General features: G+C 67.0%; 23 protein-coding genes. 14 read left to right on the top strand and 9 right to left on the bottom strand.

All coding sequences use genetic code 11. The annotated features are described in order from the left end of the window. Position 1 precedes the first annotated feature (1 nt). Complete coding sequence (locus G474_RS0103135) at positions 2-1,429, top strand: SH3 domain-containing protein (protein ID WP_245589293.1); 1,428 nt, start codon at positions 2-4, stop codon at positions 1,427-1,429. A gap of 84 nt (positions 1,430-1,513) precedes the next feature. Here the strand turns inward: G474_RS0103135 and G474_RS0103130 are convergent, their stop codons facing one another. Continuing rightward, on the bottom strand, positions 1,514-2,113 hold the full coding sequence (locus tag G474_RS0103130; RefSeq protein WP_026685703.1) for an NAD(P)H-dependent oxidoreductase: 600 nt from the start codon (positions 2,111-2,113) through the stop codon (positions 1,514-1,516). Positions 2,114-2,323: 210 nt separating this feature from the next. Beyond that, on the bottom strand, positions 2,324-3,340 hold the full coding sequence (locus G474_RS0103125; protein ID WP_026685702.1) for a LysR family transcriptional regulator: 1,017 nt from the start codon (positions 3,338-3,340) through the stop codon (positions 2,324-2,326). A 140-nt stretch (positions 3,341-3,480) separates the two neighbouring features. On the opposite strand from G474_RS0103125, the gene G474_RS19320 reads away from it, so the two are divergent. The 5 genes from G474_RS19320 (at position 3,481) to G474_RS0103100 (ending at position 11,302) form a co-directional block, all read left to right on the top strand. Then, on the top strand, positions 3,481-4,323 hold the full coding sequence (locus tag G474_RS19320; RefSeq protein ID WP_043463012.1) for an alpha/beta hydrolase: 843 nt from the start codon (positions 3,481-3,483) through the stop codon (positions 4,321-4,323). A gap of 2 nt (positions 4,324-4,325) precedes the next feature. Then, the gene (locus G474_RS0103115; protein WP_084513539.1) at positions 4,326-5,546 is read left to right on the top strand and encodes an efflux RND transporter periplasmic adaptor subunit; all 1,221 of its coding nucleotides are present in this window, start codon (positions 4,326-4,328) and stop codon (positions 5,544-5,546) included. Positions 5,547-5,576: 30 nt separating this feature from the next. Continuing rightward, entirely contained in the window at positions 5,577-8,780 is a 3,204-nt protein-coding gene (locus tag G474_RS0103110) for an efflux RND transporter permease subunit (RefSeq protein ID WP_026685700.1), read from the top strand. 4 nt (positions 8,781-8,784) lie between these two features. Next, positions 8,785-10,218 carry an efflux transporter outer membrane subunit gene (locus G474_RS0103105; RefSeq protein WP_026685699.1) on the top strand — a complete coding sequence of 478 codons (1,434 nt, stop codon included), beginning with the start codon at positions 8,785-8,787 and terminating at the stop codon, positions 10,216-10,218. A gap of 79 nt (positions 10,219-10,297) precedes the next feature. Continuing rightward, positions 10,298-11,302, top strand: a complete 1,005-nt coding sequence (locus G474_RS0103100; protein WP_026685698.1) for a zinc-binding alcohol dehydrogenase family protein — start codon at positions 10,298-10,300, stop codon at positions 11,300-11,302. A gap of 58 nt (positions 11,303-11,360) precedes the next feature. Here the strand turns inward: G474_RS0103100 and G474_RS19315 are convergent, their stop codons facing one another. The 5 genes from G474_RS19315 to G474_RS0103075 all read right to left on the bottom strand — a co-directional run bounded on the left by G474_RS19315 (position 11,361) and on the right by G474_RS0103075 (position 15,780). Beyond that, on the bottom strand, positions 11,361-11,600 hold the full coding sequence (locus G474_RS19315; protein ID WP_043463011.1) for a hypothetical protein: 240 nt from the start codon (positions 11,598-11,600) through the stop codon (positions 11,361-11,363). Between the two features lie 104 nt (positions 11,601-11,704). Next, positions 11,705-12,217, bottom strand: a complete 513-nt coding sequence (locus G474_RS0103090) for a hypothetical protein (protein WP_026685697.1) — start codon at positions 12,215-12,217, stop codon at positions 11,705-11,707. 1 nt (position 12,218) lies between these two features. Beyond that, entirely contained in the window at positions 12,219-12,938 is a 720-nt protein-coding gene (locus tag G474_RS0103085) for a flagellar motor protein MotB (RefSeq protein WP_026685696.1), read from the bottom strand. Then, entirely contained in the window at positions 12,935-14,527 is a 1,593-nt protein-coding gene (gene zorA, locus G474_RS0103080; RefSeq protein WP_026685695.1) for an anti-phage ZorAB system protein ZorA, read from the bottom strand. Before zorA ends, G474_RS0103085 begins: the two co-directional genes overlap by 4 nt. Positions 14,528-14,610: 83 nt before the next feature. Continuing rightward, on the bottom strand, positions 14,611-15,780 hold the full coding sequence (locus G474_RS0103075; protein WP_026685694.1) for an HD-GYP domain-containing protein: 1,170 nt from the start codon (positions 15,778-15,780) through the stop codon (positions 14,611-14,613). Between the two features lie 201 nt (positions 15,781-15,981). On the opposite strand from G474_RS0103075, the gene G474_RS0103070 reads away from it, so the two are divergent. The 3 genes from G474_RS0103070 to G474_RS0103060 all read left to right on the top strand — a co-directional run bounded on the left by G474_RS0103070 (position 15,982) and on the right by G474_RS0103060 (position 19,910). Beyond that, positions 15,982-17,289: a phenylacetate--CoA ligase family protein gene (locus G474_RS0103070; RefSeq protein ID WP_026685693.1), complete on the top strand. Its 1,308-nt coding sequence runs from the start codon at positions 15,982-15,984 to the stop codon at positions 17,287-17,289. A gap of 179 nt (positions 17,290-17,468) precedes the next feature. Next, complete coding sequence (locus G474_RS0103065) at positions 17,469-19,292, top strand: thiamine pyrophosphate-dependent enzyme (protein ID WP_051281799.1); 1,824 nt, start codon at positions 17,469-17,471, stop codon at positions 19,290-19,292. An 18-nt stretch (positions 19,293-19,310) separates the two neighbouring features. Next, positions 19,311-19,910 (top strand): indolepyruvate oxidoreductase subunit beta, encoded by a 600-nt coding sequence (locus G474_RS0103060; protein ID WP_026685691.1) that lies wholly within the window; start codon positions 19,311-19,313, stop codon positions 19,908-19,910. Between the two features lie 93 nt (positions 19,911-20,003). Here G474_RS0103060 and G474_RS0103055 read toward each other — a convergent pair whose 3' ends face one another. Then, positions 20,004-20,948 (bottom strand): Tim44 domain-containing protein, encoded by a 945-nt coding sequence (locus tag G474_RS0103055; protein WP_026685690.1) that lies wholly within the window; start codon positions 20,946-20,948, stop codon positions 20,004-20,006. Positions 20,949-21,157: 209 nt separating this feature from the next. Between G474_RS0103055 and G474_RS0103050 the strand changes: the two genes are divergently transcribed. After that, a complete protein-coding gene (locus G474_RS0103050; protein WP_026685689.1) occupies positions 21,158-21,820 on the top strand; it encodes a Crp/Fnr family transcriptional regulator in 663 nt (220 codons plus the stop codon). A 75-nt stretch (positions 21,821-21,895) separates the two neighbouring features. Next, positions 21,896-22,192 (top strand): N(2)-fixation sustaining protein CowN, encoded by a 297-nt coding sequence (cowN, locus tag G474_RS0103045; RefSeq protein WP_026685688.1) that lies wholly within the window; start codon positions 21,896-21,898, stop codon positions 22,190-22,192. A 40-nt stretch (positions 22,193-22,232) separates the two neighbouring features. Here the strand turns inward: cowN and G474_RS24385 are convergent, their stop codons facing one another. Next, positions 22,233-22,553: a putative quinol monooxygenase gene (locus G474_RS24385; protein WP_043463008.1), complete on the bottom strand. Its 321-nt coding sequence runs from the start codon at positions 22,551-22,553 to the stop codon at positions 22,233-22,235. Between the two features lie 374 nt (positions 22,554-22,927). On the opposite strand from G474_RS24385, the gene G474_RS0103035 reads away from it, so the two are divergent. From G474_RS0103035 to G474_RS0103025, 3 genes are read left to right on the top strand one after another with little or no spacing between them, the layout of a single operon-like run. Then, positions 22,928-23,524: a hypothetical protein gene (locus G474_RS0103035; protein WP_026685687.1), complete on the top strand. Its 597-nt coding sequence runs from the start codon at positions 22,928-22,930 to the stop codon at positions 23,522-23,524. A gap of 9 nt (positions 23,525-23,533) precedes the next feature. Then, positions 23,534-24,247: a hypothetical protein gene (locus G474_RS19305; protein WP_051281761.1), complete on the top strand. Its 714-nt coding sequence runs from the start codon at positions 23,534-23,536 to the stop codon at positions 24,245-24,247. 1 nt (position 24,248) lies between these two features. Beyond that, positions 24,249-25,697, top strand: coding sequence for an ATP dependent DNA ligase (locus tag G474_RS0103025; protein WP_026685686.1), 1,449 nt, complete (start codon positions 24,249-24,251; stop codon positions 25,695-25,697). Positions 25,698-25,699: the final 2 nt, after the last annotated feature.

Raw genomic sequence — 25,699 nt, 5'->3', positions numbered from 1 at the left:
CATGCTGGCCACTGCCCTCACCGTCATCGCCATCGTCACCCAGGACCAGTCGGCCCTGCGCGCCGCCCCCAAGGATTCCGCCGCCCAGCAGGCCGTGCTCTGGCAGGGAGACAGCCTGGAAATCCGCGGCGAGAAAGGCGACTTCCTGCAGGTCTACGACCACCGCCGGGAACGGGCCGGCTACATCAAGGCCAGCCAGGTGCGGGTCCAGTCCATGAAGCAGGAGGATGCGCCGGAGCTGCTCTCCATCGTCCGCTTCCTGAAGGACAGCCCGGGCTCGGAAGCCCTGGGCATCAGCTACGCCGCCGCCTACCTGCGCGCCGCCCCCGCCGCCAGCATCAATGGGGAGGTATTTGCCGCCCTGGGCGCCATGAGCGACCGGCTGGCCGCCCGCGCCACCGCCGGCCGCAGCGGCAAGGCCGGGGAAATCCTGGCTGCCCACGTGGAAGTGGCCGCCACCTACGGCATGACCCTGGTCAGCCACGAACAGGACGGCCAGGTGCAGCTGTGCAGCAACGGCGAGGCCCAGCGCCGGGTCCTGGCCCTGCCCGCCAGCGACATCGAGCAGGCCCTGGCGGTCCTGTCCCTGACCCGCCATGAATGCGTCTCCCCCAAGCTGACGCCCCTGGAACGCTACGCCCACGACAACTGGCGCGCCGAAACCCTGGACCGGGTGGCCCTGGGCAAGCTGCCGGAGGTCCTGAAGAACCGCCTGCACCTGCGCAAGGCCGGCGTCTGGGCCAGTCTCGCCTACCAGCGCGCCCGCCGCCCGGAAGCCGGGGCCGGCGCCGCCCGGGACGCCGCCGCCCGCGCCATCGACGAACTGGCGGCCATCAACCCGAGCGAACTGATGGAAAGCGACGCCGCCATCTACAGCGACGCCGCCATCCGCGTCGGCGCCTCCCGCTGGGCCGCCGAACCGGGTACGCCCCAGCCCCCCCTGGCCGCCGGCCTGGGCGTGAAAGTCAGCGCCGGCCAGCCCGGGGAAACCTGCGTGCATCTGGTGGATGCCCGGCACGACGAAAAGCATCCCCTGCTCAGCCGCTGCACCTGGGGTCTGGTCTGGCCCGCCTCCGCCGCCGCCTCGCCCCAGGGCGACACCCTGACCCTGGCCGTACAGCCCCTGGACACCTGGCGGGAGATGTGGGTGTTCCGCAAAGGCCCGGAGGGCTGGACGGTGGACGTGCTGCCCCCGGCCCTGGACAACCCCCATCTGGGCTACGTGGAATTCGCCGGCTGGGTGCCGGGCGGCAAGCAGATGCTGGCCGCCCGGGAAGTGCGCAGCGACAACCGCTACCGCACCACCTTCGAAACGGTGAATCTCCAGACCCTGGCCACCGACCGCCAGGCGGACAAACCCTCCAGCCTGACCCCCTTCTACCGCTGGCAGAGTCCCCTGTGGAAAGCCGGCACGGTGGCCGTGCGCTAGATATGGCCGGAAGCCGCTGCACAAGCCCCCGCCGCCAGCAGCCCTTCACTCCCCGGAAGGACCGCTGATCAAGGCCGCAAGGGCTTAGCGGCTAGCCCATTTTCCGAGGGTCCGCCGGACGCGCGCGCGGAAGGCCTCGACCTGATCCGCGGAGAGTCGTTCTGCCTTGTAAAGAGACAGCATCTGGAAGCGGCACCCGGGAGCACAGGTTCCCAGGAGCGCCGTTTGCAGCACCCGCCGCACGGGCTGGCGCAACAGCAAACGATCCACCCACCAGGGCGAGCCGAGGGAGGTAATCGCCAGCGTGTGCCGCAGGCCATGCAGGCGCGCCTTGATCGGGCCCAGATCGGTGGCATGGTCATAGGCAACACCGGGGGCCCACACACGATCAAACCATCCTTTCAGGATGGCGGGAAAACCGAACCACCAGGTGGGAAACACAAGCACCAGTGCTTCGGCCTGGAGCAAACGCCGGACCTGTGCCTGGACAGCAGAAGCATCGAAGCAAGGGGCGTAGTAGCTGCAGCGTTCATCACTGGTCAGCTCCGGCGGAAATTCCGCCCTGTAGAGATCCTCGATCTCCACCGTATGACCGGCTTCTGTCAGCGCCTGAATGGCTGATTGCGCCAGCGTCTGGCACAGGCTGTCGGCAAGGGGATGGGCGATGACCACAAGACATTTCATGAGCGGAACCGTCCGTGCAGATATTGGCCGACGAGTTTAAATCAACAGCCTGGCACCCGCGTCTGCAAGCCCCTCAACTGCCAGCCCCTCAACGTGGTCGGCAATACCGCAGAAGCCACGCCCCGCTCCCCCCCATCGAAAAGTCTGAGGCCCGGAGCGGCCCCGGTGCGCCGGGCTCGGCATGCGTCTGCCGTGGCCGCGGGCAGGCAGTTAGAACGTGCTTTCGGCCAGGTTGCGCTGTTCGATCAGGTCACGCACGCTGGCATTGGTCGGCGGATCGATACCCAGCGTGCACACCCCCGGCACGTATTCCTCGTCGCGGCCGCTGAGCAGCGGGCACTGGGCGAACAGCTCGGCGGCCCAATCGGAAAAGGCGCGCACCTTGGGCGACAGGTGGCGGTTCTGGGGGTAAAGCACCGAGATCGGCAGCGGTTCCGGCCGCCATTGGGGCAGGATTTCGATGAGTTCGCCGCGCTCCAGGTAAGGCAGCGCCATGAAGCGCGCCGCCTGGACCAGGCCGAAACCCTGCAGCGCCAGGGCCATGTAGGCCTCGGCATCGTTGACGGCGATCGAGCCAGGCACCTTGACGTGCTGGAGCTGGCCATCGACCAGGTGGTCCCAGTCGATGATGCGGCCGGTGCGCGCCGAGAAGTAATGCACCGCCTGGTGTTCCTGCAGCTCCGCCAGCATCTGCGGCGTGCCGTGGCGTTCGAAATAGGCGGGCGCGCCGCAGGTGACGAAGTTGATGCTGCCGATGCGCCGGGCAACCAGGGTGGAATCGATCAGCTCGCCACCGCGGATGACGCAATCCACCGCCTCCTGCACCAGATCGACCGGCCGATCGCCCATGCCGATGACCAGCTCGATGTCCGGGTAGCGCTGGCGGAACTCGCACAGTTTGGGAATCAGGATCAGCCGTCCGATGATGGTCGGCACGTCGATGCGCAGCCGCCCCTGGGGCCGCTGCGCCACATCGCGGAAGGCGGCTTCCATCTCCTCCAGATCGCTGAGCAGACGGGCGCAGCGCTCGTAGTAGGCGGCGCCGTCCGGGGTCAGGCTGACGCTGCGCGTGGTGCGGTTGAGCAGGCGCACGCGCAGCAGGTTTTCCAGATTCTGGATGGTGGTCGTCACCGTGGCGCGCGGCAGACTCAGGTTGTCGGCCGCACGGCTGAAGCTGCGGGCATCGACGACGGCCATGTATACCTTCATGGCTTGAAAACGGTCCATCGGAGGGCATCCTTTCCGGAAGGAAAACATCGCGGCAGCAATTATTCGCGAAACGCGAATAGTGTTGTCGAGATGCAAGCATTTATTCACTTCAATATAACACTCAGAATGCATCCACCTCAACCGCCCCAGCGCTTGCCATGGATGCCCCCTCCACCCCCCATGACCGGAATACTGCGGTCCACGTCGAAGACCGGCTGATTTCCTCCTACCTCGGCAGCCAGCCGTCCCGCCTTTACCGGCCGGACGGCGACGCCAATGTGCTGCCGGTGGTGCTCTACCTGCACGGCGGCGGCTTCGTGGCCGGCTCCCTTGACGACGCCGATGCCATCGCCCGCCAGCTGGTCGAACGAGCCGGCGTCGCGGTGCTGTCGCTGGCCTACTCGCTGGCGCCCCGCCATCCTTTCCCGGCAGCGCCGGAAGACGCCCATGCCGCCTTGCGCTGGCTGCTCGGTGCGGCCCCCGGGCTGAATCTCGACAGCCGCCGGCTGGCGGTGGCCGGCGACGATGCCGGCGGCAACATCGCAGCAGCCGCCGCGCTCATCGCCCGCGACCGCAATGGCCCGGCCCTGGCCGCCCAGGTGCTGATCGGGCCAATGCTGGACCCGAGCATGACCCTGCTCGGCGACGCCGAGCGGCTGACTTCCGACCTCAAGCCGCAGACCTGCGCCCAGCGTTACGCCCAGTACCTGCCGCGCAGCCAGGAACGCCTGCATCCCTACGCCTCGCCACTCGCCTCGCGGCGCCTGCACGACCTGCCGCCGACCTACCTGGCGACTGCCAAGTGCGATGTCCTGCACCGGGAAGCCGAAGCCTACGCCACGGCCCTGATCGCCGCTGGCGTACCGACCCAGATCACCCGTTTCGACGTCCAGCACGAAGCCCTGCCCCGACACCCGCCGCTGCTCGCCGAAGCCGCCGAGTTCCTGCGCCAGCGCCTGCATCCTGCCTCCCCCAGCAAATCCCAGCCAAGAAGGAAATGACCATGCCCCTCCCCAACCTCATCCGCCATCACGCCGCATCGAAAAGAACCTCCGTCTGCCTTGCCCTCGCCGGCATCGTCGCCGTCACGGCCGCCGCCTGGGGCCTGTCCGGCGGCGGTGAAGCGCACGCCAACGAACCGCTCGCCGCCCAGGCGACGCCGGTCGATGTCGCCAGCGTGGTCAGCCGCAACATCATCGACTGGCAATATTTTTCCGGTCGCCTGGAGGCAGTCGACCGCGTCGAAATCCGGCCGCAGGTTTCCGGCATCCTCACTGCCGTGCATTTCAAGGATGGCGCGCTGGTGAAAAAGGGCGAGCTGCTGTTCACCATCGATCCGCGCCCCTACGCCGCCGAGGTCGCCCGCGCCCAGGCCCAGGCCAGCGCCGCCGAGTCGCGCGCCGCCTACACCGCCGCCGATCTCGCCCGCGCCGAACGCCTGCTCGCCGACAACGCCATCGCCAAACGCGATTTCGAGGAAAAGCAGAACGCCGCCCGCGACGGCGCCGCCAGCCTGCAAGCCGCCCAGGCGGCGCTGCGGGTGGCGAAACTGAACCTGGAATACACGCAGATCGTTTCGCCCATCGACGGACGCGTTTCGCGCGCCGAAATCACCCTCGGCAACCTGGTCAGTGCCAATGCCGGCCCGGCACTGACCACCGTCGTCTCGTCGGAACGCATCTACGCCGCCTTCGACGTGGACGAGCAAACCTTCCTGCGCTACGTCAATCCGGCCCGCAGCGCCAAGGGCACCACCCTGCCGGTCGGGCTCGGCCTGGCCAACGAAGAAGGCTACCCGCTGGCCGGCCAGATCCACTCGGTGGACAACCGCCTGGACACCACTTCCGGCACCATCCGCGTGCGCGCCATCTTCGACAACGCCGACGGCCGCCTGGTCCCCGGCCTTTACGCCCGCATCCGCCTGGGCGGCAGCGAAGACCGCGAAGCCCTGCTGATCAACGAGAAGGCCATCGGCACCGACCAGGACAAGCGTTTCGTGCTGGTCGTCGGCGCCGACAACAAGACCGAATACCGCGAAGTGCACACCAGCGCCTCGCAGAACGGCCTGGTCATCGTCGACCGCGGCCTGCAGCCGGGCGAGCGCATCGTGGTCAACGGCCTGCAGCGCGTGCGCCCGGGCGACGCGGTCAGCCCCAACCCCACCGCCATGAACGACGGCGACGGCAAGACTGCCGTTGCCGCCCGCAGCGGGCAAGCCGGTTAAACCGGCTGCCAGCGCCGCAGAAAGCAAGCCATGAACATCTCAAAATTCTTCATCGACCGGCCGATCTTCGCCGGCGTGATCTCGATCCTGATCCTGCTCGCCGGGGTGCTCGCCGCCTTCAAGCTGCCGATCTCGGAATACCCCGAGGTCGTGCCGCCCTCGGTGGTCGTGCGCGCCCAGTATCCGGGCGCCAACCCCAAGGTCATCGCCGAAACGGTGGCGGCGCCGCTGGAAGAATCGATCAACGGCGTCGAGAACATGCTCTACATGCAGTCGCAGGCCAACAGCGACGGCAACCTCACCGTGACGGTCAACTTCCAGTTGGGCGTCGATCCCGACAAGGCCCAGCAACTGGTGCAGAACCGCGTCTCGCAGGCCCTGCCGCGCCTGCCCGAGGACGTGCAGCGCCTGGGCGTGACGACGCTGAAAAGTTCGCCGACGCTGACCATGGTGGTGCACCTGACCTCGCCGGACGACCGCTACGACATGACCTATCTGCGCAACTACGCGCTGATCAACGTCAAGGACCGCCTGGCGCGCATCCAGGGCGTCGGTGAGGTCGGCCTGTTCGGCTCCGGCAACTACGCCATGCGCATCTGGCTCGATCCGGGCAAGGTGGCCCAGCGCAACCTGACCGCCGCCGAGGTGGTGCGCGCCATCCGCGAGCAGAACGTGCAGGTCGCCGCCGGCACCATCGGCGCTTCGCCAACCCTGTCCGACGTGCCGCTGCAACTGAACGTCAACGCCCAGGGCCGCTTGAAGAGCGTCGAGGACTTTGCCGACATCATCCTGAAATCCTCGCCCGATGGCGGTGTCACCCGTCTCGGCGACGTCGCCCGCGTCGAGCTGGCGGCGGCCGAATACGGCCTGCGCGCGCTGCTCGACAACAAGCAGGCGGTGGCCATCCCGATCTTCCAGGCGCCCGGCGCCAACGCGCTGCAGGTTTCCGCCGGCGTGCGCGAGGCGATGAAGGAGCTGGCCAGGGACTTCCCGGATTCGGTCAAGTACGACATCGTCTACGACCCGACGCAGTTCGTGCGCGCCTCCATCGAGGCCGTCGTGCATACGCTGCTCGAAGCCATCGCCCTGGTCGTGCTGGTGGTCATCGTCTTCCTGCAGACCTGGCGCGCCTCGATCATCCCGCTGCTGGCCGTGCCGGTGTCCATCGTCGGCACCTTCTCGCTGATGCTCGGCTTCGGCTACTCGATCAACGCCCTGTCGCTGTTCGGCATGGTGCTGGCCATCGGCATCGTCGTCGATGACGCCATCGTCGTCGTCGAAAACGTCGAGCGCAACATCGAGGCCGGCCTGAGCCCGCGCGAAGCCACCTACCGGGCCATGCGCGAAGTGTCCGGGCCGATCATCGCCATCGCCCTGACCCTGGTCGCGGTGTTCGTGCCGCTGGCCTTCATGACCGGCCTGACCGGCCAGTTCTACAAGCAGTTCGCCATGACCATCGCCATCTCGACGGTGATCTCGGCGGTCAACTCGCTGACCCTGTCGCCGGCCCTGGCCGCGCTGCTGTTGAAGGGCCACGGCGAGAAACCGGATTGGCTGACAGTGCAGATGGACCGCTACTTTGGCGGTTTCTTCCACGCCTTCAACCGCTTCTTCAACCGTTCCTCCGACCGCTACGGCCACGGCGTCACCGGCATCATTTCCCACAAGGCGGGAGCTATCGGCGTCTACCTGGCGCTGATCGCCGGCGCCATCGGCCTCTCCTACATTGTCCCTGGCGGCTTCGTACCGGGGCAGGACAAGCAGTATCTGGTCAGCTTCACGCAGCTGCCGAACGGCGCCTCGCTCGACCGCACCGAAGCCGTCATCCGCAAGATGAGCGAGATCGCCCTCGAACAGCCCGGCGTCGAGCACGCCATCGCCTTCCCCGGCCTGTCGATCAACGGCTTCACCAACAGCTCCAGCGCCGGCATCGTCTTCGTCGGGCTGAAACCCTTTGCCGAGCGCAAGGACAAGGAACTGTCGGCCGGTGCCATCGCCGGCGCGCTGAACCAGAAATTCGCTGCCATCCAGGAAGGCTTCATCGCCACCTTCCCGCCGCCGCCGGTGATGGGCCTGGGCACGGTCGGCGGTTTCAAGATGCAGATAGAGGATCGCGGTTCGGTCGGCTACGCCGAACTCGACGAAGCAGCCAAGGCTTTCATGGCGGCCGCCGCCAGGGAACCGGCGCTGGGCCCGATGTTCTCCAGCTACCAGATCAACGTGCCGCAGATCGACGTCGATCTTGACCGTACCAAGGCCAAGCAGCTGGGCATCTCGGTCACCGATGTCTTCGACACCATGCAGATCTACCTCGGCTCGCAATACGTCAATGACTTCAACCGCTTCGGCCGCGTCTACCAGGTGCGCGCCCAGGCCGACGCCCCCTTCCGCGCGCATCCGGAGGACATCGGCCAGTTGAAGGTACGCAACGTAGCCGGCGAGATGGTGCCGCTGTCCTCGCTGGTGCAGGTGAAGAAGACCTACGGGCCGGAAATGGTCGTGCGCTACAACGGCTACACGGCGGCCGACATCAACGGCGGCCCGGCCCCCGGCTATTCCTCGGCGCAGGCCGAGGCAGCAGCCGAGCGGGTGGCGGCGGCGACACTGCCGCGCGGCGTCAAGTTCGAATGGACCGACCTGACCTATCAGAAGATCCTGGCGGGCAACGCCGGCATCTGGGTATTCCCGATCAGCGTGCTGCTGGTCTTCCTGGTGCTCGCCGCGCAATACGAGAGCCTGACCCTGCCGCTGGCCGTCATCCTGATCGTGCCGACCAGCCTGTTCGCGGCACTCGCCGGTGTCTGGCTGACCGGCGGCGACAACAACATCTTCACCCAGATCGGGTTGATGGTGCTGGTCGGGCTGGCCTGCAAGAACGCCATCCTCATCGTCGAATTCGCCCGCGAACTGGAAATGCAGGGCAGCACGCCGGTGCAGGCGGCGATCAACGCCAGCCGCCTGCGGCTGCGCCCGATCCTGATGACTTCCATCGCCTTCATCATGGGCGTCGTGCCGCTCGTGCTGTCTTCCGGCGCCGGTGCCGAAATGCGCCACGCCATGGGCATCGCCGTGTTCTTCGGCATGCTCGGCGTGACCCTGTTCGGCCTCTTCCTGACGCCGGTGTTCTACGTGCTGCTGCGCACGCTGGACAAGAAGCACAAGCTGCATTCCGCCGCCCATCACGACGCCCCGCTGGTCGCCGGCCCGTCCGCCTACCACGCGACCCAGGAGTAAGACCATGAACCAGAAAGCCATCCTGACCAACACCCTGCTGGCCAGCCTGCTGATCCTCGCCGGCTGTTCGTTGGCCCCGACCTACCAGCGCCCGGAGACGGCCGTACCCGCCGCCTACAAGGAAGCCCCCGCCGTCGACGGGCAATGGAAGCTGGCCGAACCCGCCGACAGCGCCGCCCGTGGCGACTGGTGGCAGCTGTTTGGCGACGCCACCTTGAACGACCTCGAACAGCAGGCGCTGGCCGCCAACCAGAGCCTCAAGGCCGCCGCCGCCCGCCTCGGCCAGGCGCGTGCGCTGGAGAAGAACGCCCACGCCGCACTGTTCCCGCAGGTCGGCGTCGGCTTCGGCCCGACCCGTCAGCAGCCTTCGCCGGCCTCGCAAGGCCTGCCGGCCGACGCCGATACCAGCGCCACCACGCTGTGGCGCGGCCAGGCGACCTTCGCCTGGGAAGCCGATCTGTTCGGCCGCCTGGGCAGCGCCGCCGACGCCGCCCGGCTGGATGCCGAGCGCGACGAGGCCCTGTTCCGCTCGACGTTGCTTAGCCTGCAGGCCGACGTGGCGCAGGCCTATTTCCTGGTCCGCGAGCTGGACGGCCTGCGCGCGCTCTACGCCAACACCGTCAAGCTGCGCCAGGAAACGCTGCAACTGTTCCAGCGCCGCTACGACGCTGGCGACATCGGCGAGCTGGAGCTGGCCCGCGCCCGTACCGAACTGGCCTCGGCCGAGGCCGAAGCCGACGGCGTGGCCCGCCAGCGGGCAGTCGCCGAGCACGCGCTGGCCATCCTGCTGGGCAAGACGCCGGCCGAGTTCAGCCTGCCGCCGCAAGCCATCGTCCGCCTCAAGGTCGGCGTGCCGGCCGGCCTGCCCTCGGCCCTGCTCGAACGGCGCCCGGACATCGCCGCTGCCGAACGGGCGATGGCCGCTGCCAACGAGCGCATCGGCGCCGCCAAGGCCGCCTATTTCCCGCGCCTCAACCTGACCGGCAACTACGGTTACGAGTCGGCCGGCCTCGGCGACCTGTTCAAGACGGCCAGCCGGACCTATGTGCTCGGACCGCTGGTCGGCACCCTGCTCAGTCTGCCGATCTTCGACGGCGGCGCCCGCGCGGCCGGGGTCGAGCGAGCCAATGCGGCGCACGAGGAAGCGGTGGCCAATTACCGCCAGTCCATCCTGCAGGCTTTCAAGGAAGTCGAGGACAACCTCGCCCACCTGCGCATCCTGGACGGCCAGAACGCCGCCCAGGACCGGGCGGTAAGCGCGGCCGGACGGGCGGCCCAGCTCTCCCACATCCGCTACCGGGAAGGTGCCATCAGTTACCTGGATGTGCTCGACGCCGACCGCAGCATGCTGCAGCAACAGCGTGTGGCGGTGACCCTGGACGGCGAGCGGGCGCGCGCCACGGTCAATCTGGTCCGGGCGCTGGGCGGCGGCTGGTAAGCGGGGGCACCCCGCCCGGCTGAACCAAACCCCTCCCCATCTGCTCCAAGCCTCCATTGGCACTTGAGCGAGTTCCCCCATGAAAGCCGTTGCCTGCCGCGCCCCCCTGCCCATCGAACATCCGGACAGCCTGGTGGATCTGGAACTGCCGGAGCCGGTGCCCCGGGGTCATGAACTCCTGGTGGAAGTCCGGGCCATCGCCGTGAATCCGGTGGATACCAAGGTGCGGCGCAGCCTGGAACCGGGCGAACCCCGGGTGCTGGGCTGGGATGCGGCCGGGGTGGTGCGCCAGGTGGGCGAGGCCGTCACCCTGTTCCGGCCCGGGGACCGGGTCTGGTACGCGGGCGCCCTGGAGAGGCCGGGCTGCAATGCCGAACTCCAGTGCGTGGACGAGCGCCTTGCCGGCCCCATGCCCGAGGCCCTGGATTTCGCTGCGGCAGCGGCCCTGCCCTTGACGGCCATCACCGCCTGGGAACTGCTGTTCGACCGGCTCGGCCTGCAGGAGGGTGGACACCAGGGCCAGACCCTGCTGGTGGTGGGGGCCGCCGGGGGCGTCGGCTCCATCCTGCTGCAGCTGGCCCGACAGCTGACCGGCCTCACCCTGATCGGCAGCGCCAGCCGCCCCAACACCCTGGCCTGGGTCGAGGACATGGGGGCCCATCACGTCATCGACCACAGCCGCCCCCTGTCCGAGGAGCTGCAGCGCCTGGGCCTGCCCCAGGTGGATTACCTGGTCAGCCTCAACCACACCCAGGCGCATTTCCCGGAGATCGCCCGGGTCATGGCGCCCCAGGGCCGGTTCGGCCTGATCGACGATCCCGGCCCCCTGGACATCCGCCTGCTCAAGGAAAAGAGCGTCTCCCTGCACTGGGAATTCATGTTCACCCGTTCCCGCTTCGCCACCCCGGACCTGATCGCCCAGCACCGGCTGCTGGCGCGCCTGGCCGGGCTGGTGCAGGAAGGACGCATCCGCAGTACCCGGACCGGACATTTCGGCCCCATCTGCGCCGCCGGCCTGAAACGGGCCCACGCCCTGCTGGAGAGCGGCCGGGCCCAGGGCAAGATCGTCCTGGAAGGGTTCTAGATGGTGTGCGCCCCGACCGTCATCCGTATCGACGCCCGGGGGGCATGAACTCCTGCCCTCAATGCCCCGCCGCCGCCTTGCTCGTCAGCTGGGCCACCATGGGCTCCACCTGTTTCCACACCACACTGCCGACGCCCACAAAGATCACCAGGCCCAGGACGATCTGGACGGCGAGGATGCGCAGGTCCCGTTGCTGGCGGCTGATGCTGCGGCCCGGATCGGTAGCACCGCAGCCAGGGCATGCGAGGGCAGAGGTATCGACCTGATGACCACAGGCGCGGCAGGGAACGAGGGTCATGACGACTCCAGAAAAAATGACGGGGCGATTATAGGTCCGGCAGCTAGGCCCGCAAAACGGCAGGGCACGGCTTCCTGCCGGAACCAAAGCGCGCCCCCTCTTCCTTACGGACCATCGAACGGGAGGGGAGGCCGGGCTTCAGGGGGCAGGCGCAGCTGCTCCCGGCTCAGGAACTGTTCCAGGAGCAGGAGATTGGCGGCCAGGGGACTGCCCGCAGGAAACCCCGCTTCCCGGGCATGCAGGCAGGAGGCCAGCAGCCCCCGGTAGCAGGCGGCGAAGCGGCGCCGGTCATCGGCAAAGTCGAGCACCCGCTGCAGCAGACGCTGCACCTGCTCCCGGTCGGCCAGCAGGCGCCGGGATTCCCAGTCCATGGGCTGGGCCAGGCCCTGGCAGGCGTATTTGAGGTACACGAAATCCGTGCTCTCCCCCTGGATGCGAAAGGCCATCACCCCCCGGGCCACCCGCTGCTCCCGCCCCATGCCGCGCCGGTCGCCGAAGGCCTGGCGCACCGCCTCCAGGCTGCGGCTCATGGCCGGCAGATCGCCCCAGCCCAGTTGCCGGGGACGGCCGGCCAGGGCCTGGGCCAGGCGCTTTTCCAGCTCGTCCAGGGCGCTCATCCTAGAGGTCCAGGGGGCAGCGGAAATCCCCGTCCAGGGGCTGGCTGCGGTTGGGGGGACGCCCTTCCCCCAGTTCCAGGAACTCCAGGCGCAGTTCGATGCGGCGGCTTTCCTCGGGGCTTTCCTTCAGGGCGTTGAAGGAGGAGCCGCTCACCAGAAACAGCTGCCGCACCAGCAGGCGGTCCGCCTCGTCCAGGGCCGCCGGGGCGGGAGGCCCGGCCAGGAGCACGCAGAGCACCCGCTCGGAGCGCTGCAGGGAGAGGTTGAGGTTGTGCAGATAGCTGCCCCGGGCGTCGGCAAAGCCTTCCACCACCACCCGCTTCAGCCATTTTTCCCCCAGGGGGTCCCGGGCCACAGCCAGGATGCGCGGCACCACGGTGCGCAAGAGCAGGTCCTGGCTGGCATTGAGCCGGTGGCTGTCGCTCTCGAAACGGGCCCGGTCGCCAAAATCCACCACCCGGCCGCGCACGGCCACGCCGGGGAAATCGGCGGTGGCGGCCTTGAGGCTGTCCATGAGCCGGGTGATGTCCTCCTCCCGGGCCTCCTTCAGGTCCTCGGTGGCGGAGATTTCGTGGGTGATGGCCAGCAGGGCCACGGTCATGGCCACCAGGAACAGCACCATCAGGGCCGTCATCAGGTCCGAGAAGGAAATCCAGAAGGGCCGCTCCGCCTCGTCCCGGCGGCCCCGCCGGGGGGGCTGGCGCTTGCTGCCCAGGCTCATTTGCGGCTGGCCAGGGTTTCCAGGGTGTCCCCCAGTTCCTCGATGGCCCCCTTCAGGTAATCCACGGCGGTGGCCAGCTCCTTGTGGAACTGGGTGTTGCCCTGGCGCAGGGTGCGCTCCAGGTTGTCGGCAAAGCTGCCGTGGGCCTCGGTCAGCACCCGGCTCACCCCTTCCAGGAAATCCCGGGCTTCCCCCTGGGCCCCGGCCAGGGCGCTGCCGGCGGCTTCCATGCGGGCCACCAGTTCGCTGGTCAGGGAGGCTTCCCGGCGGGCGTTTTCCATCACCGTCTTCAGGTCCCCCAGCATCAGGGCGAAGGCTTCCCGGCTGCGGCCCTGCTCACGCATCACTTCTCCGGCTTCCATGGCGGCGGCGGTGAGGGAGGCGGCCGCAGCCACCAGCTGGCCGCTGGCCCCGGCAAAGGTGTCGGCGGCCCGGCCCACGCCCTGGCCCGCGCTCTGCAGCTGTCCGGCAGCGCTGTTGACCGCCCCCTGACCAATCCCGTCCAGGCGCGCCGTCACCTTGCCCAATTCGCCCACCACCCGGTTCAGGGATTCGGCGGTACGGACCAGCAGGGCTTCGAGACCGGCCTGGCCCTGGCCCAGGTTGGCTTCCATGCGCGCCACGAAGCGTTCCAGCAGGGGCTCCAGGGAACGGGCGGCGGCCTCGCCCTGGCTGCCCCCGGCCTTTTCCACGGCAGCGGCCATGCGTGTCAAGGGTTCCCGCAGGGCCTGGCCCACGGCCAGAGAAACGGCATTGGCCACGGCGGCCGCCATCTGCTCCTGCTGCCGGGCCGCCTGTTCCTGCTGTTGCTGCATCAGGGCCCCCAGGCTCTGGCGCAGTTCCTGGACCAGGGCCTGGCGCAGCTGCGCCCCCTGGTGGGCGGAAACCTCGCTGGCCCGTACCAGCCGGGCCAGGTATTCCTCCTCCACGCCGCTCTCGAAGCAGCTGTCGATGAGCTCGTTGAGCCGGGCCACCTGCCGGTAGCCCAGGGTGACCAGGGATTTTTCTATCCAGGTGGCGACCATGGCCAGGGCGATGGCCAGGGCCGAGACCTGGAAGGCATGGCCCACCCCCTGGATCAGGTTCTTCAGGCTGAGCCGCACCGTGTCCGCATCGCTGTTCACCTCGAAGTGGGTGAGGCCGACGATCAGCCCGGCGAAGGTGCCGATGATGCCGATCCCGGTGAGGATGCCGGGCAGGTGCTTGTAGAACTCGGTCTTGAGGGGCGTCTCCACCAGGGCCGCCTCGGTGAAGAAGTGCTCGGCCATGGCCGTGGAGCGCCAGGCGGTGACCCGGGTCTGCTGCTGGGCGTCGGTGGCGGTGATGCCGTGCAGGGTCTGGGCGTATTCGCGCCACAGGTGGGCGAGGCGGGGCGAGGTCATGACCTGGGCCGCGATGGCATCCGGCCCGGGGCGGCTGCCCCCCGCCGTCAGCTGTTCCAGGCTGCGCACCGCCCGTTTCAGGTCGCGCAGCAGCACCAGGGCCGGGACCACGAAGCGCAGCAGGAAGCCCAGGGCGATCAGGGTCAGCAGGGCAAAGATGATTCCCGTGCCGCCGGGGCCGTTCCAGAGGGTGGCGAGCATGTCCATAGATGAATTGTTCAGCGTGGGGCCGGCAAGGCCGAAGGGGGGATTCTAGCAGTCCCCCGGCCGCCGCCCTCTGCCAGCCCGCCTCAGGCGGCCCGGCCTTCCTGCAGCCAGATGCTGCGCACCATGCGCAGACAGGCCGGATAGGCGCGGATCGAGGCCATGCTCTGGACCGCCGCTTCCTTGCGGTTGGTCTCCCGGCGCATGGGCGCCAGGGTAGGCAGGCCCTGGGCATTGAGGAAGGTGTAGACCAGGGGGCTGGCACTGTTGTCACGCCGCTCGGCCACCACCGCCACCTCGCCGTTGGCGAGCCGCACCACGGCCCCGGGGGGGAAAATGCCGATTTCCTTGATCAGCAGCTGGGTCAGGCGCTGGTCGCACTGCTGCTCCATGTCCACGAACAGCTGGCGCAGGGCTTCCCGGGAGAAGATGGCCTTGCGGTAGGGCCGGTCCTGGATCATGGCGCTATAGATGTCGGCGATCATCAGCACCCGGGAGGACACCGACACCTGCTCGCCACGCAAGCCCTGGGGATAGCCCTGGCCATCCAGGCGTTCGTGATGGTGGGCCACGGCCTCCAGCCAGGTCCGGTCGCTCACTCCCAGGGCCCGCAGCAGGCGCACCCCGTCCTCCGGATGGCGGCGCACCCGCTCCCGCAGCTCCGGGGACAGGGCCTCCTCGCGCTCCAGCTGGAACTGTACGTCGGTGACGCCGATGTCGTGGGTCAGGGCGGCCTGGACCAGGGACAGGCGGGGCTCCTCGGGCACCCCCAGGCGCCGCCCCAGAATCTCGCAGATCAGGGCCGCCTGCAGGTGGTGCAGGACCTCGTAGGGACTCTCCACGTCCAGATGCAGACTGGCCAGGCAGGCGTCCGCGTCGTGGTCCAGGGCATCCTGGATTTCCAGGGCCAGGAGCTGCACCCGGCGCAGGAAGTCTTCCCGGTTGCTCACCCCGTTGCGGTACTGCTCCTGGAGCCGGGCCAGGCGCAGCTTGATCATGTCCACGTCGGCAAAGGAGTTGTGGCGCACCTGCTCCCGGGACAGGAGAGGCATGGGCGCCGCCTTCCACTTGATGACCGCCGGCTCGTCGCTCTTCTCGTAATAGAGGCCGTGGGCGACCAGCAGGTCCAGATAACGCTGGATGCGGATCGCGTAACCATCCTTGATGACCAGGGTGCCGTGCCGGTCATAGAGGCACACCTGCATGGGCCGCCCCAACTGCAGGAGGCCGGGATCGATGGGAATCAACTGGGTCATGCGACGCTCGGGAAAAGGGAGGGCAAAAGCCCCTCACAAATGCTCAGGAGCCCCATTCTAAGCCGAAAGCAGGAGCCCCGGCTTGGCCGCCCCGGGCCCGCCGCCTGGCGAATGGCAAATCATCCCCACGGTTGGAAGGGCTTTTCCCCGGGCGTATGATTCCGGGTTATGCCGCCTGCGCGGTATAACGAGAGAGGACCTATGATTTTCGACGTCGATAACGAAACGCTTCCCAGGGAGGAACTGGAAGCCCTACAACTGCGTCGCCTCAAGGCGACCGTCGAACGCTGCTACGAGACCGTGAAGTTTTACCGGGAAGCCATGGATGAGCTGGAGGTCAAACCCCATCACATCCAGAACCTCGCCGACGTGAAACTCCTGCCGTTCACCAAGAAGGAGCAACTGCGCGACAACTACCCCTTCGGCATGTTCGCCGTCCCCACCGACCAGGTGGTGCGGGTGCATGCCTCGTCCGGCACCACGGGCAAGCCCACGGTGGTGGGCTACACCCGCCGGGACATCGCCAACTGGGGCCAGATGGTGGCCCGCAGCCTGAGCGCCGCCGGCCTCAGGCCCGGTGACCGGCTCCACAACGCCTATGGCTACGGCCTGTTCACCGGCGGCCTGGGCCTGCACTACGGGGCCGAGACCCTGGGCCTGATGACCATTCCCATGTCCGGCGGCCAGACCCAGAAGCAGCTGATGCTGCTCCAGGACTTCGAAGCCACCGCCCTCTGCTGCACCCCCTCCTACGCCCTCAACATCGCCGAGGAAGCGGAAGTCCTGGGCGTGGACATGAAGAAGCTGGCCCTCAAGGTGGGCATCTTCGGCGCCGAGCCCTGGAGCGAGGAGATGCGCTACGAGCTGGAATCCCGCCTGCACATGGACGCCCTGGACATCTACGGCCTCTCGGAAGTGATGGGTCCCGGGGTGGGCATGGAATGCCTGGAAGGCAAGAAGGGCCTGCACATCTGGGAAGACCACTTCCTGGTGGAATGCGTGGACGTGGACACGGGCGAACCCCTGCCCTACGGGGAGGAAGGGGAGATCGTGTTCACCTCCCTGAGCAAGGAAGCCTTCCCCGTGCTGCGCTACCGGACCCGGGACATCTCCGTCCTGGAACCCGCCCCCTGCAAGTGCGGCCGCACCCATGTGCGCATGCGCCGCATCTCCGGGCGCTCCGACGACATGCTGATCATCCGCGGCGTCAACGTCTTCCCCACCCAGGTGGAAGCGGTGCTGATGCGCACGGAAACCCTCTCCCCCTTCTACCAGATCGAGGTCTTCCGGGACGGCTTCATGGATTCCATGGTGGTCAACGTGGAAGCCAGCCCCCCCCTGCATGCCAAGGGCCAGGAATACATGGACAAGGTGGCGGCCAAGGTCCAGAAGGACATCAAGGACTTCATCGGCGTCTCCTGCCGGGTGAAGATCCAGCCCACAGGCGCCATCGAGCGCTCCATGGGCAAGGCCGTGCGCGTGGTGGACCACCGCAAGAAGGGTCACTGAACCCTGGTCTGCCAGGAGGCTTGAGCTAACGCAACCCCCGGGCGGCCGCGGCAGGCCACAATCGCCGCACCGCCCGGCGGCCCTGCCTCCGGCATCCCGGGCCCAGCTACGAAACACAGGAAGGAACAGCCTTGAATCCCAATCTGCTGCAACCCCCGGCGGCCGGCAGCCGCCTGCTCATGTCCGGCAACGAAGCCGTTGCCCGGGCCGTCTGGGACGCGGGAACCCGCGTCGCCGCCGCCTACCCCGGCACCCCGGCCACGGAAATCCTCGAATATCTCTCCCTCTACCCGGACCTCTACGCCGAATGGTCGGTCAATGAAAAGGTCTCCCTGGAAGTGGCCATCGGCGCCTCCCTGGCCGGTGCCCGGGGCTTCTGCGCCATGAAGCACGTGGGCCTGAACGTGGCCGCCGACGCCCTGATGACCCAGACCCTGGCCGGGGTCGTGGGCGGCCTGGTGATCGCCGTGGCCGACGACGTGGGCTTCTCCTCCTCCCAGAACGAGCAGGATTCCCGCTACTGGGGCCGCTTCGCCCACCTGCCGGTGCTGGAGCCGGCCGACTCCCAGGAAGCCTACGAGATGACCCGGGCGGCCTTTGCCCTCTCCGAGCAGTACAACACCCCGGTGCTGCTGCGCCTCACCACCCGGGTCTGTCACGTGAAATGCCTGGTGAGCGTGGGCGAACGCCAGGTGGTCCGGGCTGCGGACCAGTTCACCAAGGACCCGGGCCGCTGGGTCATGGTGCCCGCCAACGCCAAGCGCCACGTGCCGGAAATGCTGGCCCGGGACAAGGCCCTGGCCGCCGCCGTGGAAACCAGTCCCCTGAACCGGCTGGAAGCGGGCAGCAATCCCCGCCTCGGCTTCGTCACCTCCGGTCCCGCCTACATGCACGTGCGGGAGGCCTTCCCGGACGCCCCGGTGCTGAAGCTGGGCTTCTCCCACCCGGTGCCCCTGGGACTGGTGCGGCAGCTGGCCGACCAGGTAGAAGCCCTGGTGGTGGTGGAAGAAACCGAACCCCTGATGGAAACCGAGATCAAGGCAGCCGGCATCGCCGCCCATGGCAAGGACATCCTCCCCGCCGCCGGGGAACTGCCGCCCCACATCCTGCGCCGGGGCCTGGCCGCCCTGCTCGGACAGCAGCCCGTGGCAGCGGACGTGGGCCAGCGTCCCGCCCTGGAAGTCTTTCCCCGCCCCCCCACCATGTGCGTCGCCTGCCCGCACCTGGGGGTTTATTACACCCTGTCCCAGCTCCGGAACGTGAACATCTCCGGCGACATCGGCTGCTACACCCTGGGCGCCGGTCACCCCTGGAATGCCCTGGACACCTGCATCTCCATGGGCGCCTCCATGGGCATCGCCCTGGGCCTGGACAAGGGCCGCGGTCCCGGGGATGAAAACAAGAAGGTGGTGGCCGTGATCGGTGACTCCACCTTCCTGCACATGGGCATGCAGGGGCTGCTGGACATCGCCTACAACCGAGGCAACGTCACCGTGCTGCTCCTGGACAACCGGGCCGTGGGCATGACCGGCGGCCAGGAAAACCCGGGCAGCGGCCGGGACATCTACGGCCAGCCCGCCCCCCGGGTGGATTTCGCCAAGCTGGTGGAGGCCCTGGGCATAGACAAGGAACGCATCCACATGGTGGATCCCTACCAGCTGCCGGTCCTGTTCAAGACCCTGCGGGAGGAGACCAAGCGGCCCGGCCCCTCGGTGATCATCACCGACCGCCCCTGCGTGCTCATCGACCACTACCAGAAGCAGCAGCCCTATGAAGTGGACGAGGCGGCCTGCACCGGCTGCGGCAACTGCGTCGAGGTGGGTTGCCCGGCCATCCACGTCACCCGCCGGGACAAGGCCATCAAGCCCTCGGGCAAGGAAGTGGAGCTGGCCTTCGTCAAGATCGAGACCGCCGCCTGCACCGGCTGCGACCTCTGCGTCCAGACCTGCGCCCCCAAGGCCATCCGCCATGCCGTGCCCACCTTCCCGGTGAGCATCAACTGAATGCCAGGGAGAACATCCATGACAGCAAGCAACAAGGTAGTGAACATCCTGGTGGTGGGCATCGGCGGACAGGGGGTAATGACCGCCTCCGAAATCCTCTCCGAAGCCGCCATCTCCCAGGGTTACGACGTCAAGAAGACCGAGGTGGCCGGCATGTCCCAGCGGGGCGGCGTGGTTTCCTCCCATGTGCGCTTCGGCCCCCGGGTCCTGTCCCCCGAGATCGCCCCGGGAGAGGCGGACATCCTGGTGGGCTTCGAGGCTGCCGAAGCCATGCGCTGGTGCCATTACCTGCGTCCTGAGGGGGTGGCCATGGTCAATCGCCTGAACCTGGAACCGCCGGTGGTGTCCCTGGGCCTCTATCCCTATCCTGCCGACCCGGTGGGCGAAATCCGCAAGCAGGGGGTCCGCCTGCACGATTTCGACGCCGGGGCCATCGCCCGGGAGCTGGGAGACCTGCGCCTGGTCAACACCATCATGATGGGCGCCATCGCCGACGCCCTGCCCTTCCCGGCGGAGACCCTCAAGGAGCGCATCGTCGAACGCTTCCGGGCGCGCAAGCCGGCCCTGGCGGAAACCAATGCCCGGGCCTTCGACCTGGGCCGGGCCGCCGCCCACTGAGCCCCTGTCTCGCACTGAGCCCCTGTCTCAAACAGCAGGCAGAAAAAAACCGCCGGGGTCAGAGCCGGCGGTTTTTTCATGGGCGACGGAGGCTTACTGCACCTGCTGAATCCCCGCCACCACCCAGCCACGGCTGCCATCGACGGGCTTCATCAGGTGCCAGATCTCGTCGAAGGGATCGGCCACACCCTCGGCGCCTTCCCGGATCAGGCCGTGGAAGCGCACGCTCACCAGATAACGGGTGCTTTCCTCGGTCACGTCCAGCACCTCGGCTTCCAGGGACACCACGTCGGTCTGCTGGGCATCCTTGCCCCGCTCCACGAAGTTCATCTTGATCTCGGCGAACATCTCCGGGGAGGTGAATTCCCGGATGTCCTCCAGATTGCCGGCGTCGTTGGCGGCCTGAAGACGGATGAAGTTCACCTTGGCGTTACGCAGGAAGCCCTCCACATCGAAATCGGCGGGAATGCTGCCGGTACCCGTCCCTGCTGCCTGGGGCGCCATGGCCTGGAAGCTGCCAGCAGCCGCTTGGTGGACCGACTGATGGGCGGGCTGGGAAGCCGCCTGGCCCCCCCGGTTGAAGTCGGCGCCGGCGTACTGCATGCCGCCGGCTCCAGCCAGGGCCGGCTGCTGGGCCGCAGCCTTCTTGCGCAGGATGAAGCCCACCACCATCAGCACGGCCAGCACCAGGAGGCCGATCAGCATCATGGAAGCCAGCTCCTCACCGAAGCCGAAGTGGGAAGCCAGGGCGGCCAGGCCAAGACCGGCGGCCAGACCGGCCAGGGGGCCCATCCAGGAACGCTTGGGCTGGGCGGCCTGGCCGGCAGCGGCGGCAGCCGGCTGCTTGGCGGCCATGGGGGCTGCAGCCTGGTTGGGGGCGGTGGGGCTGCTGCTGGGAGCGGCCCGCTGGGAAGTCACCGACTCCCGCTGCATGCCGCTGGATTTGCCGCCGCCGAAGCGCTTGGCGGCTTCCGCGTCGCTGATGGTCAGGGACAGGCCCAGGGCCAGCACGGCGGCCATAAGAGTGAAGGATTTCATGACAGTCTCCCGACATTAGGAATGAAGTGGCGTGAGGATAACGTTGATCCACCCACGAAAAAACAGAGCAAGGCTAACTGTTCGTTCGAGAAAACCGGAAACTCTACCCCGGCGCCTGTCGCAAATCCCGCAATTTTTTCCACCCCGGCCAAACCCGTCTTTGGATTCAATGACTTGGCCCATGGCACCGCTCTTGCATGAGGGGACCCATGAACGCCCACCCCGCCGCCATCGATCTTGCCCGCCTGGCGCAAGCCACCAGCCCGGAAGGCCTGCTGACGGGCTTCGAGCTGAAGGCCTTTCCCAAGGGCTGGCTGCTGTCTTCCCCCGACGGCCCCCGGGACCAGGTGTTCATCGTCCGGAGCGGCCGCCTGCGGGTCTATCTGGCGGGAGAGAACCGGGAACTCAGCCTGAGCTTTCTGGAAGCCGGGGACATCTACACCACCCATACCCCCACCTATGTGGAAAGCGTGGCCCCCACGGAGCTGTGGCTGATGGACACCCGCAGCTTTGCCCGCAAGCTGGCCACCGACCCCAGCACCACCCCGGTGATGATGCGGGTCCTGGGCCGCCTGCTCAGCAACGCGGTAACCCTGATCGAGGACCTGGCCTTCCGGGAAGTGCCGGCCCGCCTGGCCCGCTTCCTCCTGGGCCTGGTGGAGCGGCGCGGCCAGGCCCAGGATCAGGGCTGGCTGATTCCCCTGGAGCTGGGCATGGAAGACATTGCTTCCCTGCTGGGCTCCACCCGCCAGACCGTGTCCGCCCTGATCAACCAGTGGGAACGCCAGGGCATCCTGCAGCGCCAGGGCCGCCGCAGCCTGCTGATCCGCTCCATCAGCGCCCTGGAGGCCCAGTGCCCGGGCAAGCCCTGAAACGTCGGCTGGCCGACGGACAGGAACAGCCAGGACCGTTACAGTTCTCCCGAAATCATCACCCAGGAGAACCCCATGTCCCAAGGTTGCGGCTGCAAGAACACCGACCGTTATGTGAGCTTCGAAGGCATAGACTGCGATGGCAACGCCCGGCAGATCATGGCCTGCATCGACCGGCATCTGGCCATCCCGGGACGCAACAACGTGTTCTGGGAATACTTCAACAAGAAACGGGCGGGCGGCTCGGGCCCCAAGCCCGACGACCTGTTCCTGATTCACTCCAACATCAACCAGGTGCGGGAGCTGTTCGAAACCTGGGAAGACCAGGAAGCCATGGCCCTGCTGGTGCAGCTCGAGGAGGAATGCTGCTGAGCCTCGTGCCCGCTGCATTCCTCTCCGCCTGCGATAACGATCAGCGGCAAGGCGGTAGCGGGCCGGGGCCCGACCAGGCCAGGGGATCGCAGAACACCAGCCGCGGCGGCTGCACCAGAAGGGCGTCGAACTGCTGCAGCACGGCCTGCACCGCAGGCAGGGCCATGTGGGTCTCCCAGGCCGCCCGGTCCCGGTACAGCTCGTAGAGCACCAGGGCATTCTGGTCCGCCTGCTGCCGATGCACGGCGTAAAACAGGATGCCCGGCTCCGACCCGGCTTGCTGCGCCAGCCCCGCCAGCAAGTCCGCTAACTGATCCCCGGCCCCGGGCCGGGCCTGCAGTTCCACCCAAAGCAACATCATCACGGCACTCCCATCAAGGAAATAAAGGAGGCCTCATCATCGCCCCTGGCCAGGCCGGCGTCTTGTAAAAATGCGACCGCGCCGCCGCCAGGACCTGCCACTGCCGCGACCTACGGACAAACCGTGGCAACGCTTGCGCGGTCCGGCGAGAACCGGCGTAGCCGGTTGTCCATAAATGCACAGTGCATTTTCTGCATCTCAGGCTGCCTTCGCCTGTGCCGTGAGCCTCGGCAGTTCGTTGTTCGTTGAGGTTCGGCGTGGAACGAAGCCGCTTGATATCGGCCGCCTTCCCGAAATATGATCTCTGAATTTTTGGCCACGGACGCGTCCCCGGGCCTACTCATTCACGAGTTCACGAAGCAGGAGGCTTCAGTATGGCTAAACCCATCATCGTCGTGCTTGATGGCATTGAGTCGAGCTTCGACCACGCCAAGGTCGAGCGCACCAAGCTTTATGGTTCGCGTCGGCGGGTGCCACTCGATCAGGATGGACAAACCTGCGTCAAGTCGGCATTGACCACCGACGGCCTTTATCTCCTGCAAACCGGGATGACGGCGCAGGGCTATTTTGATGAATCGGGTCGGTGGCTGCAGAAAAATCAGTTGGTCGGGATTGGTGCAGACGGACAGGCGCTGGAGTTGAAGCCCTCGACGCTCGGCGCGCCGCAAGCGCTCGCGGCCGTTTCGCCGTCTACCGTTCTCGACTTCGCCATTGATGCCGTCTATGCGCTCGATGCCATGACGCTGGATGCGGCTTTGCAAGCGCGGCTTGCAGCGGGTGAGGTGTTCAGCTTCAAGTTCAAATACAGCGCCGATTTCCGCCTCGATACCGCCTTCCTGCTGCAAAACAACGAAGGGATCTTCTGCCTGGTCGGCACGCCGATTTCACCGAGCTGGGCCGAGCCCGGCAAGATTTCGGCGGTTGAAGACGAGGAAGAAAGCGCCGACGAACTTAACTTTGACATGTTCTAGGAGCGCGCCATGGCCAATTCATTCCGCTTATCCAATGCTGCCGGGCGCGATGGCACCGTGCAGACCATTTCCCCCGCCCGCGAGGCCGCCATACCGATAGGCCTGCCCGGACACACCGTGACTTTTCGCCGTTACCTGGCAGCCACCGAGGCTTGCCGCGGCGACGTCCTGGCCCAGCGCCTCGGCGAGGATTACGCGCAAGCGCTGATTGACGGTGATCCGGAGATCGACATTGAGCATGTCGGGCGCAGCATCGGCGAAACCAATGTGGTTTACCTGACGAAAGGCGGCGAATTCCTGCATTGCCCGCCCCGTATCGTCGAAATCGTCTCGGCCCCCGACGGCAGCGAGAAGGAGCGGCGTGATCCGGTGGATATCGAGGCCAATGTCGATATCGAGCATCCGGTCCGCTGGACGGGGCGCAAGATTCCGATCGCCGAGGCGGTTCGTCGTTTCGTCTTTCGCCGCACCCTGCAGGTCATGCATGTCGATGGCGTGACCTACGACTTCCTTTACGCCATCGCCAAGGAACTGGCCGAGTCTGATTCCGTCATGCTCGTCGGCGCCGGTCCGAAGGGGGCCGATCCGCTGGTCTTCCAGGCCAATGGTCGGCCCAGTCGCGGCTTTCTCGAAGGGCGCGTCGAGGGGGATCGCTATCAGCTGAGGTTGCATCTGAGCGACCTGGAACTCAAACGCCCTGCAACCGTCGCCAAGGAGGCTTGACATGGAATTGCAACAAGGCAGTGCCCTGGGCAAGGGCAGTTGGTACCCGGCAGGATCGGTCAATGATGAGGCGCTGATGCAGACCATCCAGGCCTATCGGCGGCGGGTTGTCGGCTCCTATCGTTCGGTCAAGCCGAATGAACTCGCCACCGGTATCTTCGGCGGTCCATTTCATGTTTCCCCGAAAGTGGATGGCGAACTCTGGTTTCTCGTCCTGGAGCCTTCGTCGGCGATCCTGGTCAGCACGAATGGCAAGGCGATATCGGGCGATATTCCCTTTCTGGCCGAGGCGCAGGCGGCGACTGGAAAACTTGCCGGCAGGGTGGTGCTGGCCGGCGAGTTGTTCGCTGCCTCGACAGGCAAGGACCGGCCGCGCGTCGGTGATGTCGGCTCGGCACTGGGCGGCGGTGCCGATGCCCAGGTTGAGCGGCTGGGTTTCCTGGCTTTCGACCTCGTTGAGGGACTGCTGGCGGATGCGCCGCAGTTTGCCCCGTATGAGCAACGGCTGGCGGCCATCGCCGAATTGCTGGCCGGTGGCAAGCGCACAAAGGCCATCAAAACGGAGAGCGTCGAAAGTGTGACGGATCTGCCCGCCTTGTTTGCCGAACTGGTTGAAGGCGGCAAGGCCGAGGGACTGGTGGTGCGCTCGGCACTCGGTGCCATCTACAAGGTCAAGCCGGAATTTACGCTTGATGCGGTGGTTCTCGGCTATACGGCAAGAACGGAAGATCCGGCCGCGGTCCGCAATCTCCTGATCGGTCTGACCCGCGAGGATGGCCGCGTTCAGATCATCGGACATTGCGGCAATCTGGGCGGCGATGATTTCCGGCATAGCCTGATGGATCGTCTGAAGCCGATGAACTGCGCCTCGAGCTTCCGCTGTCCGAGCCGATCCGGTGACCTGTTCACCTTCGTGCATCCGGAACTGGTGATTGAAGTCAATGTTACGGACCTGCAGCCGGAATCCGGCGGGCAGCCGGTCTACACCATGGCACTCGAGTATCAGGCTGAGAGCGGCTGGAAGGCGATTGGCACGATGCCCTCGGCCAGCTTGCTGCATCCCGTGTTGGTGCGGCTGCGCGAGGATAAAAAGCCCGGTCCGGTCGATACCCGGTTTTCCCAGATTCTCGAACGCTGCCAGGTCGATCAGGCAAGCAGTTCCGTTCAGGCGCTTGCCTTGCCGGCCTCGGAGATTCTTCGCCGGACGGTCTGGAAGAAGGTCACAAAAGACAAGATGGCGGTACGCAAGCTTGTCGCCTGGAAGACCAACAAGGAAGGCCAGGATCCTTCCTACCCCGCCTATGTTCTGCACTGGACCGATTATTCCCCCGGACGGGCGACGCCGCTCGATCGCGAAGTGCGGACAGCGCCAAGCGCCGAGCTCATGGAAGAAATAGCGGCGCGCTGGATCGAGGAAAACATCAAAAAGGGCTGGGAGCAGGTGCTCTGATC

Origin of the sequence: Azovibrio restrictus DSM 23866 (assembly GCF_000429665.1) — a bacterium.
Taxonomy (GTDB): Bacteria; Pseudomonadota; Gammaproteobacteria; order Burkholderiales; family Rhodocyclaceae; genus Azovibrio; species Azovibrio restrictus.
The sequence above is the reverse complement of the archived record's forward strand: the minus strand, read 5'-3'. Positions and strand labels throughout refer to the sequence as shown.

What these genes read in the sequence shown, in the direction of transcription:
- G474_RS0103090 (WP_026685697.1), bottom strand. Translation starts at nt 12,217, where the DNA reads ATGAGCGCCCTGGACGAGCTGGAAAAGCGCCTGGCCCAGGCCCTGGCC.
- zorA (WP_026685695.1), bottom strand. Translation starts at nt 14,527, where the DNA reads ATGGACATGCTCGCCACCCTCTGGAACGGCCCCGGCGGCACGGGAATC.
- G474_RS0103125 (WP_026685702.1), bottom strand. Translation starts at nt 3,340, where the DNA reads ATGGACCGTTTTCAAGCCATGAAGGTATACATGGCCGTCGTCGATGCC.
- G474_RS19320 (WP_043463012.1), top strand. Translation starts at nt 3,481, where the DNA reads ATGGATGCCCCCTCCACCCCCCATGACCGGAATACTGCGGTCCACGTC.
- G474_RS0103135 (WP_245589293.1), top strand. Translation starts at nt 2, where the DNA reads ATGCTGGCCACTGCCCTCACCGTCATCGCCATCGTCACCCAGGACCAG.
- G474_RS0103100 (WP_026685698.1), top strand. Translation starts at nt 10,298, where the DNA reads ATGAAAGCCGTTGCCTGCCGCGCCCCCCTGCCCATCGAACATCCGGAC.
- G474_RS0103110 (WP_026685700.1), top strand. Translation starts at nt 5,577, where the DNA reads ATGAACATCTCAAAATTCTTCATCGACCGGCCGATCTTCGCCGGCGTG.
- G474_RS0103065 (WP_051281799.1), top strand. Translation starts at nt 17,469, where the DNA reads ATGTCCGGCAACGAAGCCGTTGCCCGGGCCGTCTGGGACGCGGGAACC.
- G474_RS24385 (WP_043463008.1), bottom strand. Translation starts at nt 22,553, where the DNA reads ATGATGTTGCTTTGGGTGGAACTGCAGGCCCGGCCCGGGGCCGGGGAT.
- G474_RS0103085 (WP_026685696.1), bottom strand. Translation starts at nt 12,938, where the DNA reads ATGAGCCTGGGCAGCAAGCGCCAGCCCCCCCGGCGGGGCCGCCGGGAC.
- cowN (WP_026685688.1), top strand. Translation starts at nt 21,896, where the DNA reads ATGTCCCAAGGTTGCGGCTGCAAGAACACCGACCGTTATGTGAGCTTC.
- G474_RS0103105 (WP_026685699.1), top strand. Translation starts at nt 8,785, where the DNA reads ATGAACCAGAAAGCCATCCTGACCAACACCCTGCTGGCCAGCCTGCTG.
- G474_RS19315 (WP_043463011.1), bottom strand. Translation starts at nt 11,600, where the DNA reads ATGACCCTCGTTCCCTGCCGCGCCTGTGGTCATCAGGTCGATACCTCT.
- G474_RS0103055 (WP_026685690.1), bottom strand. Translation starts at nt 20,948, where the DNA reads ATGAAATCCTTCACTCTTATGGCCGCCGTGCTGGCCCTGGGCCTGTCC.
- G474_RS0103025 (WP_026685686.1), top strand. Translation starts at nt 24,249, where the DNA reads ATGGAATTGCAACAAGGCAGTGCCCTGGGCAAGGGCAGTTGGTACCCG.
- G474_RS0103050 (WP_026685689.1), top strand. Translation starts at nt 21,158, where the DNA reads ATGAACGCCCACCCCGCCGCCATCGATCTTGCCCGCCTGGCGCAAGCC.
- G474_RS0103130 (WP_026685703.1), bottom strand. Translation starts at nt 2,113, where the DNA reads ATGAAATGTCTTGTGGTCATCGCCCATCCCCTTGCCGACAGCCTGTGC.
- G474_RS0103115 (WP_084513539.1), top strand. Translation starts at nt 4,326, where the DNA reads ATGCCCCTCCCCAACCTCATCCGCCATCACGCCGCATCGAAAAGAACC.
- G474_RS0103060 (WP_026685691.1), top strand. Translation starts at nt 19,311, where the DNA reads ATGACAGCAAGCAACAAGGTAGTGAACATCCTGGTGGTGGGCATCGGC.
- G474_RS19305 (WP_051281761.1), top strand. Translation starts at nt 23,534, where the DNA reads ATGGCCAATTCATTCCGCTTATCCAATGCTGCCGGGCGCGATGGCACC.
- G474_RS0103035 (WP_026685687.1), top strand. Translation starts at nt 22,928, where the DNA reads ATGGCTAAACCCATCATCGTCGTGCTTGATGGCATTGAGTCGAGCTTC.
- G474_RS0103070 (WP_026685693.1), top strand. Translation starts at nt 15,982, where the DNA reads ATGATTTTCGACGTCGATAACGAAACGCTTCCCAGGGAGGAACTGGAA.
- G474_RS0103075 (WP_026685694.1), bottom strand. Translation starts at nt 15,780, where the DNA reads ATGACCCAGTTGATTCCCATCGATCCCGGCCTCCTGCAGTTGGGGCGG.